This window comes from Enterococcus sp. AZ179, assembly GCF_050498885.1.
Taxonomy (GTDB): Bacteria; Bacillota; Bacilli; order Lactobacillales; family Enterococcaceae; genus Enterococcus_D; species Enterococcus_D entomosocium.
Genome location: NZ_JBMHEO010000001.1, coordinates 1,095,001 through 1,107,856, shown reverse-complemented (window position 1 = coordinate 1,107,856; position 12,856 = coordinate 1,095,001). Strand labels below are relative to the sequence as shown.

Below are 12,856 nucleotides of genomic sequence, written 5' to 3'. Positions count from 1 at the left end.
AACCAGAGGGATGCCGAAATCACAATTGAAGCGTACGATGGAAGGGGCGTTTATTTTAACGATCGCTTCCTTTATCGCAAAAATCTTAAGTGCCGTTTATCGGGTCCCTTTTCAGAACCTGGTAGGCGACGAAGGGTTTTATGTGTATCAACAGGTCTATCCGATTTATGGATTGGCAATGACTTTGGCGTTGTCAGGTTTGCCGCAGTTTATCTCCCGCATTGTTGCTGAAGAACCTGATCCTTTGAAAAGCAAGGAGCGGCTGCAAGCGTTGACGTCTTATGTGCTTTGGTCGGCGATTGGCTTATGGGCTGTGACCTTTTTATTTGCCGGTCCAATCGCGCAAGTGATGGGGGACCATCAACTGGCAGGCTTGATTCGAGTCGTTTCCTTTACCTTTTTGTTTGTCCCACCCTTGACCTTTTATCGAGGAATGTTTCAAGGAAATCTACAAATGGTGCCAACCGCAGTGTCTCAAGTTGTAGAGCAGCTGCTTAGAGTTGGTGTGATTTTAGGTGCTGCGGCAGCTTTCCAGCAATTGGGCTGGACGATTTATCAAACGGGGACTGTCGCCATGATGGGTGCCTTAGTCGGGGGCCTTGCGGCGTGGTGGATTTTAAGTTATTATAGCCGACAAATCAACGGCAAACGCCTATCGCTATGGCATAAACCAGTCACCCGTACAGGAGAAAATACCGCTGGTTTATCCGCCTCGTTGAAAAAACGGTTCTTCTTAGAAGGCGGTCTGTTGACGATTTATAGCGGCTATTTGATCTTGTTCCAGTTAGCGGATTCGTTTTTATTGACCAATGCGCTAGAAGCGGGGGGATTGACGGCACAAGCAGCCCGGATTTCGAAAGGGATCTATGATCGCGGACAACCCCTCGTCCAACTAGGTCTTGTGGTGGCGATGGCGTTAAGCTCGACGTTTTTGCCAACGTTGACCAAGTATTTGACGGTAAAAAATCAGCAGCTGTTTGAAAAGTCGGCAAAAATGTATTTGCGCCTAACGATCGGGATTGCTTCGGCTTCTGCGGTAGGGTTAGCGATTTTGCTGCCTTATATCAACTTTGCTTTATTTAAAGACGGATCTGGCAATGCGGCGCTGGTATTGTTTGTCTTTTCCATCGCTCTGATGGCGACGATCCAAGCCTATCAAAGCATTCAACAAAGTCGCAATACCTATACCTTCGGCTTGCTCGCTGCGGGAATTGGTCTTTTAGTCAAATGTCTATCGATGTGGCCGCTGACCGCTTCTTATGGGACTGCAGGAGCAAGTATCAGTACGCTGTTGGGGTTAGGCGCGACCTTATGCTGTTTTGTGGTTTCCGAACAGCGTCGAGCACAAAGTAGCATCAATCGCTTTTGGTATGAAGGAAATTATGGAAAAAAATTATTTCTTTGTTTAGGGATCATGGCAAGCGTGCTATTCTTATATTATAGCTTCGTTGCGATCTTATTGAACGGTCCTTTGACCCATCGACTACAGGCGCTGATTTTTTGCCTAGGCGGTGTCGGTTTGGGAGGCGCAGCCTTTATCGGGGCAGCGATCAAAATCAAATTGTTAACGATTCGCGAATGGCTGTTAGTTCCATTTGGAAAGAAACTATTAAGAAGAGGTGAAAAACATGAGATTAGATAAATTTCTTAAAATCTCCCGCATCATCAAGCGTCGCTCTGTGGCCAAAGAAGTGGCAGACAAGGGACGCATTCAGATCAACGGCAAATTAGCCAAGTCAAGCAGTGACGTCAAAGTAGGCGATACTATGCGTATTCAGTTCGGGAATAAGGTCTTGGAAGTAAAAGTCAATGAATTGCATGAATCGACGAAAAAAGAAGACGCTGCAAAAATGTATGAGATTGTTTCAGAGGAAAGAATCTCAGAAAATGCTTGATTTTTACGGCATTTTCAGTTAGACAAGCTTTGCGGATGTTGGTATAATGTAAAAAACAAAGACAGCGACGGGAGCGAGTTCAGGTGGCAAAAGAATCAAATAAAAAAATAGAACTATTGCAGACCGATTATGCGAAAGAGCAATTTGCCAAGTTTGAAAAAGAGCGGCGGCAAGTCGTGTTTCGCCGACGTCGGCTGGTGGCGTTTTTCGTGGCGGCATTAGCGATATTTGCAGTCGTGGGGATTCAGATGTTTAACGACCAAATGCGCCTGCAAAAACTAAAGGAATACAAGGCGGAAACAGTCGCCGAACAAAAAGAAGCTGAACAAAAAGTGGCTTCATTGGAGCGAGATGTTGCCTTATTGCAAGACGATGAGTATGTGGCAAAATTGGCCCGCAGCCGATTCTTCTACTCAAAAGATGGCGAAAAAATTTATCCTGTCTTGCCAGATGGAACGGATTCTCAAAACACTAATGAGCGTTCTGCGCAAAGCGAACAAGAATCATCATCCACAGAGTCACAAGATTAAGCAATGTCATACCTACTCAGCGCAGTAGTTTGAATTATTTTAAATGGGTAAAAATTAGGAGGAACATTTTTTATATGTCAATCGAAGTTGGAGCGAAACTAAAGGGCAAAGTGTCTGGTATTACAAATTTTGGTGCGTTCATTGATCTTGGTGAAGGGAAAACTGGTTTGGTGCATATCAGTGAAGTATCAAACGGATTCGTCAAAGACATTCACGACGTGTTGTCTGTTGGGGATGAAGTGACAGTACTTGTTACGGCAATCGGCAACGATGGAAAAATTGGACTATCGATCCGCAAAGCAGAAGATAAGCCGGAAGAAAAACGTGAATACCCGAAAAAAGAATTCAATCGACCAAATCCGAAAAAATCTTTTTCACGCAATCAAACTACGAATGTAAATAAACAAGACTTCGATTCATTGATGAGTTCTTTTCTAAAAGATAGTGATGATCGTCTTTCATCATTACGTCGAAATACAGAAGGAAAACGCGGTGGCCGCGGCGGACGCCGTAACTAAACATGAATAGCAAGTTGGAAAAAGCTGAAACAAAACTGTTGGTTCGTTTTGTTTCAGCTTTCTTTCTTGTGGGTCTACCAAATGAGAAGGAGGGCAAATGATGGTCATTCAAACCGTTCGAGGGCAACTCACTGCCATCGATCCTGAAAAAAAACGCCGCTTTTTGCTGGCGGTATCGACGGGAGTCGACTCCATGGTCTTGCTGCAGGTCTTTTGTCAGTTGTTTCCCGAAATGCAAAAAGAGCAGGTCTTTGGTGTGGCACATGTAAACCATCAATTGCGTCCTGCATCTGCTGAGGAAGCTGCTTTTTTACGGCAGTACTGCCAAGAACGCGGCATTCCTTTTTATGAGCGGTGCTGGGAAAATCCGCCAGAAACTGGCATAGAAGCTAGCGCTCGGGACTTTCGCTATACGTTTTTTGCCGATGTCATGTCCCAAGAAGGCTATGATGTTTTGCTGACTGCTCACCACAGTGATGACCAAGTAGAAACGATGCTGATGAAGATGATGCGAGAAGGCCGCTTGCAATCGGCTGGCGGGATGCAACAGCAGCAAACTTTTCACACAGGAGTCCTGTTGCGGCCGTTGCTTAGTGTCAGTAAGACAGCGATTTACGACTATGCGCAAGCACAGCAGATTCCCTACTTTGAAGATGAAAGCAATCACGAACCGCTGTATTTGCGAAACCGACTACGCCAGCAAGTAGTGCCGGCATTAAAAGCAGAAAATCCGCAACTGCTGCCACATTTTCAACAGCTTTCTGTAGAAATGCAGTTCGCCAATCAGTTGATCCAGCAAGAGCAGCAGCAATGGTTGTCTGCGTTCGTTCAACAGCAAGCTACTCGCTTAGTGATCGATCTGCAACAGCTGCCGACGTTTTCACCGGCGCAGCGCTATTTTTTCTATGCGGGGTTTTTGCATCAAGCAGAAGTTTTTACAAAGCAGCCACTCAATCAAAAACAGCTGCCGCAGTTATTGCGTCTGCTAGACGAAAATAAAGGGCAATGGCAATTGGCATTGCACAAACAGTGGCAGCTGCGGCGCAGTTATGACCAATTATTATTGGAACCTGTAGCTGTTTCCCAAAAGCCTGCAACGCCGTTGACAGAAGTCAGTCAGCGTCTGGTTTTAGGGGAGGGGATCTATCTTTCTGAAAAGGAATGGATTGGGTATTTTCCGATAAATGAACAGCATATTCCCAAAAAAATCACAAATTGGTCAGAGTTTTCCCAAGATTTACCGCTAAACTATTCCTCTGAGCTGATCGTACGTAAGCGTCAGCCAGGAGACCGAATCCGCTTGGCGCGTGGCCTGACCAAAAAGATCAGTCGTTTTTTTATCGATTCAAAAATTCCTAATGAAGAGCGAGAAAAAAGTTGGGTCGTCACAAACCTTGATAAACAGGTGATTGCCTTACTACCTCATGCATTTTCCTATTTGAGTATTGCGCCAGAAACTGATAAAATACACTACATACTTCTTTATAAATATCAGAAGTAAGAGTTGGAAGGAGAACTTTATGCTAGATAAAGATATTGAGAAAATTTTGATTTCCCGTGACGAAATCAAAAATCGTTGTGTGGAACTTGGTCAAGAATTAACGGCGGCTTATGCGGATAAAAATCCTCTAGTCGTAGGTGTACTGAAAGGTGCCGTTCCTTTCATGGCAGACATCGTTCGTGAGATGGATTGTTACTTGGAGTTAGACTTCATGGATGTCTCAAGTTATGGCAATGCCATGATTTCATCTGGAGAAGTCAAAATCATTAAAGATTTAGATACAAATGTTGAGGGCCGCGATCTTTTGATCGTTGAAGACATCATTGACAGCGGTCGCACGTTGGCTTATCTGGTAGATCTATTCAAATACCGTAAAGCGAAATCAGTGAAAATCGTGACGTTATTAGATAAGCCGGAAGGCCGTGTTGTTGAGATTGATGCTGATTACGTCGGCTTCGATGTGCCAAATGAGTTTGTTGTTGGATATGGACTGGACTATGCAGAGCAATATCGAAACTTACCTTACGTTGGCGTCTTAAAACCTAGTGTTTATCAGTCAAATTAGTGACTGTTCTAAATCAATTGTGATACAATTAAATGGTCAGGATTGATAAAACAAAATAGCCAGGGAGGTACGCATGAATAAGAAAAATAACGGTATGGTAAAAAATACCTTATATTATGTACTTGTCTTGTTGGCGATGGTCATGGTCGTTTATTTCATTTTTGGAAATGGCAATCAGCAGACCCCAACGATCGAGTACTCCACGTTTACAGAACAACTGAAAGACGGGAAGGTCAAACAATTTACTGTCCAACCCGCTAACGGTGTTTATCGAATCGTGGGTGAATACAATGAAGAACAAACTGTCAGCAATGACAACAGCTTGTCTGTTTTAGGCAATACACAGGCGAGTTCGACCCGCTTTTCAACGATCATTTTACCAAATGATTCTACGCTGAGCGAAGTCACCAGTCTGGCCTCAGCACAAGGGGTCAAAACTACCATCGAAGAAGAATCCAACAGTGGTATTTGGTTATCGCTTTTGGTTAGCTTCTTACCACTTGTGATCATCATTTTCTTCTTCTATATGATGATGAGCCAACAAGGCGGCGGCGGTGGCGGTGGCGGCCGTGTGATGAACTTTGGCAAATCAAAAGCCAAAGAAGCGGACAAAAAAGCCAACCGCGTACGTTTTTCAGACGTAGCCGGTGCAGAAGAAGAAAAACAAGAACTTGTCGAAGTCGTGGAATTCTTGAAAGATCCTCGACGCTTCGTTGAATTAGGTGCCCGTATCCCAGCAGGTGTCTTACTTGAGGGACCTCCGGGAACCGGGAAAACGTTGCTAGCCAAAGCCGTTGCCGGTGAAGCTGGCGTACCGTTTTACTCGATCTCTGGTTCAGATTTCGTTGAAATGTTTGTCGGTGTCGGTGCAAGCCGGGTACGTGACTTATTTGAAACAGCGAAGAAAAATGCACCAGCCATCATCTTTATCGATGAAATCGATGCCGTCGGTCGCCAACGTGGTGCTGGTATGGGTGGCGGACATGATGAGCGGGAACAAACATTGAACCAATTATTGGTTGAGATGGATGGTTTTGATGGGAATGAAGGCGTGATCGTCATTGCCGCAACGAACCGTTCGGATGTTCTAGATCCAGCGTTGCTGCGTCCAGGTCGTTTTGACCGTCAGATTTTAGTTGGTCGTCCAGACGTGAAAGGCCGTGAAGCAATCCTCCGTGTTCATGCTCGGAACAAACCTTTATCAGATGATGTTGATTTGAAAGTCGTTGCCCAACAAACACCGGGCTTTGCCGGTGCGGATCTGGAAAACGTCTTGAACGAAGCCGCCTTAGTTGCTGCTCGTCGTAACAAGAAAAAAATCGATGCTTCAGATATCGATGAAGCAGAAGACCGCGTGATCGCTGGTCCTGCGAAGAAAGACCGGGTCATCAACAAACGCGAACGTGAAATGGTTGCTTACCATGAAGCAGGACATACCATTGTTGGTTTAGTCTTGAGTCGTGCCCGTGTGGTACACAAAGTAACCATCATTCCTCGGGGGCGTGCTGGTGGGTACATGATCGCCTTGCCGAAAGAAGATCAATTCTTGATGACTAAAGAAGATATGTTTGAACAAATCGTTGGCTTGCTAGGTGGACGTACGGCTGAAGAAATCATCTTCGGTGTGCAATCAACGGGGGCTTCCAATGACTTTGAACAAGCAACTGCTCTTGCAAGAAGCATGGTGACAGAATATGGAATGAGCGATAAATTAGGTCCAGTTCAATATGAAGGAAACCATCAAGTCTTTGTCGGTCGCGATTACGGTCAAACAAAAGCATACTCTGAACAAGTTGCCTTTGAAATTGATCAAGAAGTTCGCAAGATTTTAATGGATGCCCATCAAAAAGCCCATGAAATCATTGAAGAACATCGTGCCCAACACAAATTGATCGCTGAAAAACTACTTGAACATGAAACATTGGATGCTAAAGCAATCAAATCCTTGTTTGAAGAAGGCAAAATGCCTGCAGGGACTGAAAGCTCTGAGTATCCTAGTGAAAAAGCCCAAACGTTTGAAGAAGCGAAACGTGCGCTGGAAGAAAAAGATGCAGAGAAGCAAGCTGCAGAAAAACACAGCGAAGATGCATCATCAAACGATTTTGATCAACAATTGGAAGACGTTCGCCGCAATAGCGAAAGCCAACCGACTGATCAAGAAAACAAAGATGATAACGCCTAAAACAAGACGTATCAAGGCGCCGAGGAAACTCGGCGCCTTTTTGTTTCTATTTAAGAAGACTTTCCTTAAATTCAAACACATTCAGTTGAAAAAAGCGGCGCTTCCTAGTATGATTCATTAATGAATAAAAAGGAGAATCAAGATGAAGGATTATTTAGTAAAAGCACTAGCATATGACGGCTTCGTCCGAGCATATGCAGTATCGGCAACAGAAACGATCGCCGAAGCACAACGACGCCATGAAACATGGAATACGGCATCCGCTGCTTTAGGGCGAGCGATGGTGGGAAGTTTGTTATTAGGCAGTACCTTAAAAGGGGAAGACAAATTGACCGTCAAAATTCAAGGAAATGGTCCTGCTGGGGCAATCGTCGTAGACAGCAATGGTCGTGGGGACGTAAAAGGATACATAAAAAATCCGCAGATCAGTCTGCCGTTGAACCCTCAAGGGAAATTGGATGTTCGGGGCGCAGTGGGTGACCAAGGGATCTTTACCGTGATCAAAGACTTAGGGCTAAAAGAACCCTTCTCTGGACAAACACCGATCGTCTCGGGGGAGCTTGGGGAAGACTTTACTTATTATTTAGCAGTGTCAGAACAGATTCCTTCTGCTGTTGGTCTGAGTGTATTAGTAGAAACCGATGATTCGATTCGGGCAGCCGGTGGGTTTATGCTACAGATCATGCCTGGTGCCAGTGAAGAGATCATTGATGCCATCGAAAAACGTTTGGGAGAATTGCCTCGAGTATCAACCTTGATCGATGAAGGCCAATCACCAGAAGAGATCTTAGCGACATTGTTGCCAGACACGACAATCGAAGTACTAGAAAAAATGCCAGTTCAGTTCCATTGTGATTGCACGAAAGAAAAATTTGCGACAGCGATCATCACCTTAGGGGCTGACGAGATCCAAGCGATGATCGATGAAGACCACGGGGCAGAGGCAGTCTGCTCGTTTTGTGGCAACAAGTATCATTTTGATGAAACGGAACTGGCGGCGTTGAAGAAAGAGGCGGAAGCGTAAGTGAAAGATAGACAGACATGGCAGATCGGTTCGGTTGAGATTCCCAACCGCGTCGTCGTTGCGCCAATGGCAGGGATCACCAATTCTGCGTTTCGTGTGACAGTCAAAGAATTTGGCGCGGGTTTAGTCGTCTGTGAGATGATCAGTGATCGAGGAATTCAACTGCGTAATAAGAAGACCCTTGAGATGCTGTTTATTGACGAGACGGAGCATCCTCTTAGTATTCAGATTTTTGGTGGGAATAAAGCATCCTTAGTAGAAGCAGCGCAATTTGTCGCAGAGAACACAACTGCCGATATCATTGATATCAATATGGGGTGTCCTGTAAACAAAATCATCAAAGCAGAAGCTGGTGCGAAGTGGCTCTTAGATCCCGACAAGGTTTATGAAATGGTTCATGCTGTTTCCAGTGCGATCGACAAGCCCGTTACCGTCAAAATGCGGATCGGCTGGGATGAGCAGCACGTCTTTGCGGTTGAGAATGCCCAGGCCGCAGAAGCAGCGGGTGCCGCAGCAATCGGTATGCATGGCAGAACCCGTGTACAGATGTATGAAGGATCGGCTGATTGGGACGTTTTGAAACAAGTGAAGCAAAGTATCACGATTCCCTTTATGGGCAATGGCGATGTCAAAACCCCTGAAGATGCGAAACGAATGTTGGAAGAAGTCGGCGCCGATGCAGTGATGATCGGACGGGCAGCCTTAGGCAATCCGTGGATGATCCACCGCACCAAGCAATACTTAGAGACAGGCGAGTTATTGCCGGAACCAACACCACGAGAAAAAATTTCGACAGCGAAACTTCATTTAGAACGGTTGGCTGATCTAAAAGGGGAAAAAATCGCTTCGCGAGAATTCCGCCAACATGCTGCGTACTACTTAAAAGGTATTTCGCGGGCAGCCAAAGTGAAGGCAGCTATCAATCAAGCAGAAGATAAGCAGACGATTTTTGATTTATTAGATGCATTTGTGGAAAAGACCGAAAAACAGCCGGTAGCAACTCTTAAGGAATAAGAAACAAATCAAGTCGATTCGAAAGTTCGGCTTGATTTTTTGCGTCATCATTGGCATTATAAGAAGGAAACCCAAGTTAAGAATGGAGGAAAACTCGTGACAGAGGAACGACAAACACAAGAAGAATTGAATGATCAAATGTTGGTTCGCCGTGAAAAGATGGAAAAACTACGGGAAGAAGGCATTGATCCTTTTGGCAAGCGATTCGAACGCACCCATAATTCTGCCGAGTTACATGAGTTATTTGATCAAAGAACCAAAGAAGAATTAGCCGAAATGAATCTTTCAGCAAGCATTGCAGGAAGAATCGTTACAAAACGTGGAAAAGGAAAGGCTGGTTTTGCGCATTTACAAGACCGCGAAGGCCGTATTCAAATATATGTACGTAAAGACCAAGTAGGGGACGAACCTTACGAAGTATTCAAACACGCAGACTTAGGTGATTTCTTCGGCGTATCTGGCGAGATCATGAAGACCGATACCGGCGAAGTGACCATCAAAGCCAAAGAAATCGTGATTTTATCAAAAGCATTGCGTCCATTGCCTGACAAATACCATGGCTTGACGAACGTAGAACAACGCTACCGTCAACGATACTTGGATTTGATCAGTAATAAAGAAAGCTTTGATCGTTTCATGAAACGAAGCCAAATCATCAGCGAAATTCGTCGTTACCTTGACGGTCATGGGTATATCGAAGTCGAAACGCCAGTATTGCATAATCAAGCAGGTGGTGCAGCGGCTCGGCCCTTCATTACCCACCATAATGCTTTAGATATGGATCTGTATTTACGGATCGCTCTTGAGCTTCACTTAAAACGATTGATCGTGGGCGGCATGGAAAAAGTTTATGAGATCGGCCGCGTTTTCCGAAATGAAGGAATCGATACGACCCATAACCCTGAGTTTACGATGCTAGAAGCGTATACGGCATATACAGATTTTAAAGATGTGATGGATCTAACCGAAGGCATTATCCGTAATGCTGCTGAAAAAGTCTTGCATACAGCAACGATCCAATACGATGGACAAGAAGTCGATTTAGCTAGCGACTTTGCACGAATCCATATGGTCGATGCAATCAAAAATCAAACAGGTGTTGATTTCTGGCAACCAATGTCCGTTGAAGAAGCGCGTAGTTTAGCGAAAGAACATCATGTTGAAATCACTGATGCCATGACTGTTGGCCATATCATCAATGAATTCTTTGAGACATTTGTTGAAGAAACGTTACAGCAGCCAACCTTTGTCTTTGGTCATCCAGTGGAAGTTTCGCCATTAGCGAAAAAGAATCCAGAAGATGAACGCTTTACGGATCGCTTTGAATTATTTATCGTTGGTCGTGAATTTGCGAATGCCTTCACGGAATTGAATGACCCAATCGATCAAAGAGAACGTTTTGAAGGACAAGAAAAAGAGCGCGAAGCAGGAAATGATGAAGCCCATGGGGTGGATGAAGATTTCTTAGAAGCACTTGAATACGGTATGCCGCCAACTGGTGGATTAGGGATCGGGATCGACCGCTTAGTGATGTTGTTGACCGATGCACAATCGATTCGTGACGTTTTATTATTCCCGACAATGAGATAAAAAAGCTCCGTCCACTCGCAAGAGATGGGCGGCTTTTTTATTGTCTACTGGATCAGGGAGAAAAACAGTGAGGAATTAGAGGGGGAAAAGCCAGGGTAATTGCTAGAAAACGGATTAAATGCGAACGATAAAAGCTGGATTCAATGTGATTAGACGGGTTTGTAAAAATTAAAAAAAGCCATAGAAAATGATTGACCGCAAGGGATTTAGTTGGTATATTATTACATGTGCCAAATGACTGAAATGAATTCGTAAAAAGAATTGAAAAAAGTGGTTGACGCACAGCTCGACAGATGATATTATAACGAAGTCGCAATTTTAAAATAGTTAATCGACGTTGATACATCAACAAAATTAATTAAAGAAAGTTGTTGACAAATAACAAATCATTTGTTATTCTAATGAAGTCGCTGAGACAGCCGCTGCGAAGTTGAAAAACAACGAGCGAAAAAAACTTTTTAAAAAAGAGTTGACAATCAAACGTCGCTCTGATATGATATAAAAGTTGCTAACACAGCACTGTAGACCTTTGAAAACTGAACAAAGCAAGCAAACGAACCAATGTGTAGGACGTTTCAATTTATTGAAACAAATACATGCAAGCAATAGCTAGCAAAGTTAATTTTTATGAGCTTAATGACCGTATGGTCATTCAAACAAATCATTATGAGAGTTTGATCCTGGCTCAGGACGAACGCTGGCGGCGTGCCTAATACATGCAAGTCGAACGCTTTTTCTTTCACCGGAGCTTGCTCCACCGAAAGAAAAAGAGTGGCGAACGGGTGAGTAACACGTGGGTAACCTGCCCATCAGAAGGGGATAACACTTGGAAACAGGTGCTAATACCGTATAACACTATTTTCCGCATGGAAGAAAGTTGAAAGGCGCTTTTGCGTCACTGATGGATGGACCCGCGGTGCATTAGCTAGTTGGTGAGGTAACGGCTCACCAAGGCAACGATGCATAGCCGACCTGAGAGGGTGATCGGCCACACTGGGACTGAGACACGGCCCAGACTCCTACGGGAGGCAGCAGTAGGGAATCTTCGGCAATGGACGAAAGTCTGACCGAGCAACGCCGCGTGAGTGAAGAAGGTTTTCGGATCGTAAAACTCTGTTGTTAGAGAAGAACAAGGATGAGAGTAGAACGTTCATCCCTTGACGGTATCTAACCAGAAAGCCACGGCTAACTACGTGCCAGCAGCCGCGGTAATACGTAGGTGGCAAGCGTTGTCCGGATTTATTGGGCGTAAAGCGAGCGCAGGCGGTTTCTTAAGTCTGATGTGAAAGCCCCCGGCTCAACCGGGGAGGGTCATTGGAAACTGGGAGACTTGAGTGCAGAAGAGGAGAGTGGAATTCCATGTGTAGCGGTGAAATGCGTAGATATATGGAGGAACACCAGTGGCGAAGGCGGCTCTCTGGTCTGTAACTGACGCTGAGGCTCGAAAGCGTGGGGAGCGAACAGGATTAGATACCCTGGTAGTCCACGCCGTAAACGATGAGTGCTAAGTGTTGGAGGGTTTCCGCCCTTCAGTGCTGCAGCAAACGCATTAAGCACTCCGCCTGGGGAGTACGACCGCAAGGTTGAAACTCAAAGGAATTGACGGGGGCCCGCACAAGCGGTGGAGCATGTGGTTTAATTCGAAGCAACGCGAAGAACCTTACCAGGTCTTGACATCCTTTGGCCACTCTAGAGATAGAGCTTCCCCTTCGGGGGCAAAGTGACAGGTGGTGCATGGTTGTCGTCAGCTCGTGTCGTGAGATGTTGGGTTAAGTCCCGCAACGAGCGCAACCCTTATTGTTAGTTGCCATCATTTAGTTGGGCACTCTAGCGAGACTGCCGGTGACAAACCGGAGGAAGGTGGGGATGACGTCAAATCATCATGCCCCTTATGACCTGGGCTACACACGTGCTACAATGGGAAGTACAACGAGTTGCGAAGTCGCGAGGCTAAGCTAATCTCTTAAAGCTTCTCTCAGTTCGGATTGTAGGCTGCAACTCGCCTACATGAAGCCGGAATCGCTAGTAATCGCGGAT

10 protein-coding genes and 1 rRNA gene (1 of these 11 cut by a window edge) are annotated in these 12,856 nt (G+C 45.1%); all 11 read left to right on the top strand.

From position 1 onward, the window contains the following. The first annotated feature begins 10 nt into the window (after positions 1-10). On the top strand, positions 11-1,642 hold the full coding sequence (locus IGI88_RS05340; RefSeq protein WP_008380151.1) for a putative polysaccharide biosynthesis protein: 1,632 nt from the start codon (positions 11-13) through the stop codon (positions 1,640-1,642). Further along, positions 1,629-1,895 carry an RNA-binding S4 domain-containing protein gene (locus IGI88_RS05335; protein ID WP_005230745.1) on the top strand — a complete coding sequence of 89 codons (267 nt, stop codon included), beginning with the start codon at positions 1,629-1,631 and terminating at the stop codon, positions 1,893-1,895. Before IGI88_RS05340 ends, IGI88_RS05335 begins: the two co-directional genes overlap by 14 nt. An 83-nt stretch (positions 1,896-1,978) precedes the next feature. Beyond that, positions 1,979-2,425: an FtsB family cell division protein gene (locus tag IGI88_RS05330; protein ID WP_005233351.1), complete on the top strand. Its 447-nt coding sequence runs from the start codon at positions 1,979-1,981 to the stop codon at positions 2,423-2,425. A gap of 74 nt (positions 2,426-2,499) precedes the next feature. Further along, positions 2,500-2,943: a S1 domain-containing RNA-binding protein gene (locus tag IGI88_RS05325; protein ID WP_005233352.1), complete on the top strand. Its 444-nt coding sequence runs from the start codon at positions 2,500-2,502 to the stop codon at positions 2,941-2,943. A gap of 100 nt (positions 2,944-3,043) precedes the next feature. Further along, positions 3,044-4,444 (top strand): tRNA lysidine(34) synthetase TilS, encoded by a 1,401-nt coding sequence (gene tilS, locus IGI88_RS05320; protein WP_429960841.1) that lies wholly within the window; start codon positions 3,044-3,046, stop codon positions 4,442-4,444. A 19-nt stretch (positions 4,445-4,463) separates the two neighbouring features. Further along, positions 4,464-5,009 (top strand): hypoxanthine phosphoribosyltransferase, encoded by a 546-nt coding sequence (gene hpt, locus IGI88_RS05315; protein WP_005230750.1) that lies wholly within the window; start codon positions 4,464-4,466, stop codon positions 5,007-5,009. A gap of 73 nt (positions 5,010-5,082) precedes the next feature. Continuing rightward, positions 5,083-7,191 (top strand): ATP-dependent zinc metalloprotease FtsH, encoded by a 2,109-nt coding sequence (gene ftsH, locus IGI88_RS05310; protein ID WP_005233354.1) that lies wholly within the window; start codon positions 5,083-5,085, stop codon positions 7,189-7,191. A gap of 142 nt (positions 7,192-7,333) precedes the next feature. After that, a complete protein-coding gene (gene hslO, locus IGI88_RS05305; RefSeq protein ID WP_005230756.1) occupies positions 7,334-8,215 on the top strand; it encodes an Hsp33 family molecular chaperone HslO in 882 nt (293 codons plus the stop codon). Then, the gene (gene dusB / locus IGI88_RS05300; RefSeq protein WP_077452381.1) at positions 8,216-9,229 is read left to right on the top strand and encodes a tRNA dihydrouridine synthase DusB; all 1,014 of its coding nucleotides are present in this window, start codon (positions 8,216-8,218) and stop codon (positions 9,227-9,229) included. 96 nt (positions 9,230-9,325) lie between these two features. Continuing rightward, complete coding sequence (gene lysS / locus IGI88_RS05295) at positions 9,326-10,819, top strand: lysine--tRNA ligase (protein WP_005230758.1); 1,494 nt, start codon at positions 9,326-9,328, stop codon at positions 10,817-10,819. 662 nt (positions 10,820-11,481) lie between these two features. Continuing rightward, positions 11,482-12,856: ribosomal RNA gene (locus IGI88_RS05290) — 16S ribosomal RNA — on the top strand; it runs 185 nt beyond the window's last position.

Bases quoted from the DNA above. Each gene is read 5' to 3' on its own strand.
- IGI88_RS05335 (WP_005230745.1), top strand. From the start codon at position 1,629: ATGAGATTAGATAAATTTCTTAAAATCTCCCGCATCATCAAGCGTCGC.
- ftsH (WP_005233354.1), top strand. From the start codon at position 5,083: ATGAATAAGAAAAATAACGGTATGGTAAAAAATACCTTATATTATGTA.
- IGI88_RS05325 (WP_005233352.1), top strand. From the start codon at position 2,500: ATGTCAATCGAAGTTGGAGCGAAACTAAAGGGCAAAGTGTCTGGTATT.
- tilS (WP_429960841.1), top strand. From the start codon at position 3,044: ATGGTCATTCAAACCGTTCGAGGGCAACTCACTGCCATCGATCCTGAA.
- IGI88_RS05340 (WP_008380151.1), top strand. From the start codon at position 11: ATGCCGAAATCACAATTGAAGCGTACGATGGAAGGGGCGTTTATTTTA.
- hslO (WP_005230756.1), top strand. From the start codon at position 7,334: ATGAAGGATTATTTAGTAAAAGCACTAGCATATGACGGCTTCGTCCGA.
- hpt (WP_005230750.1), top strand. From the start codon at position 4,464: ATGCTAGATAAAGATATTGAGAAAATTTTGATTTCCCGTGACGAAATC.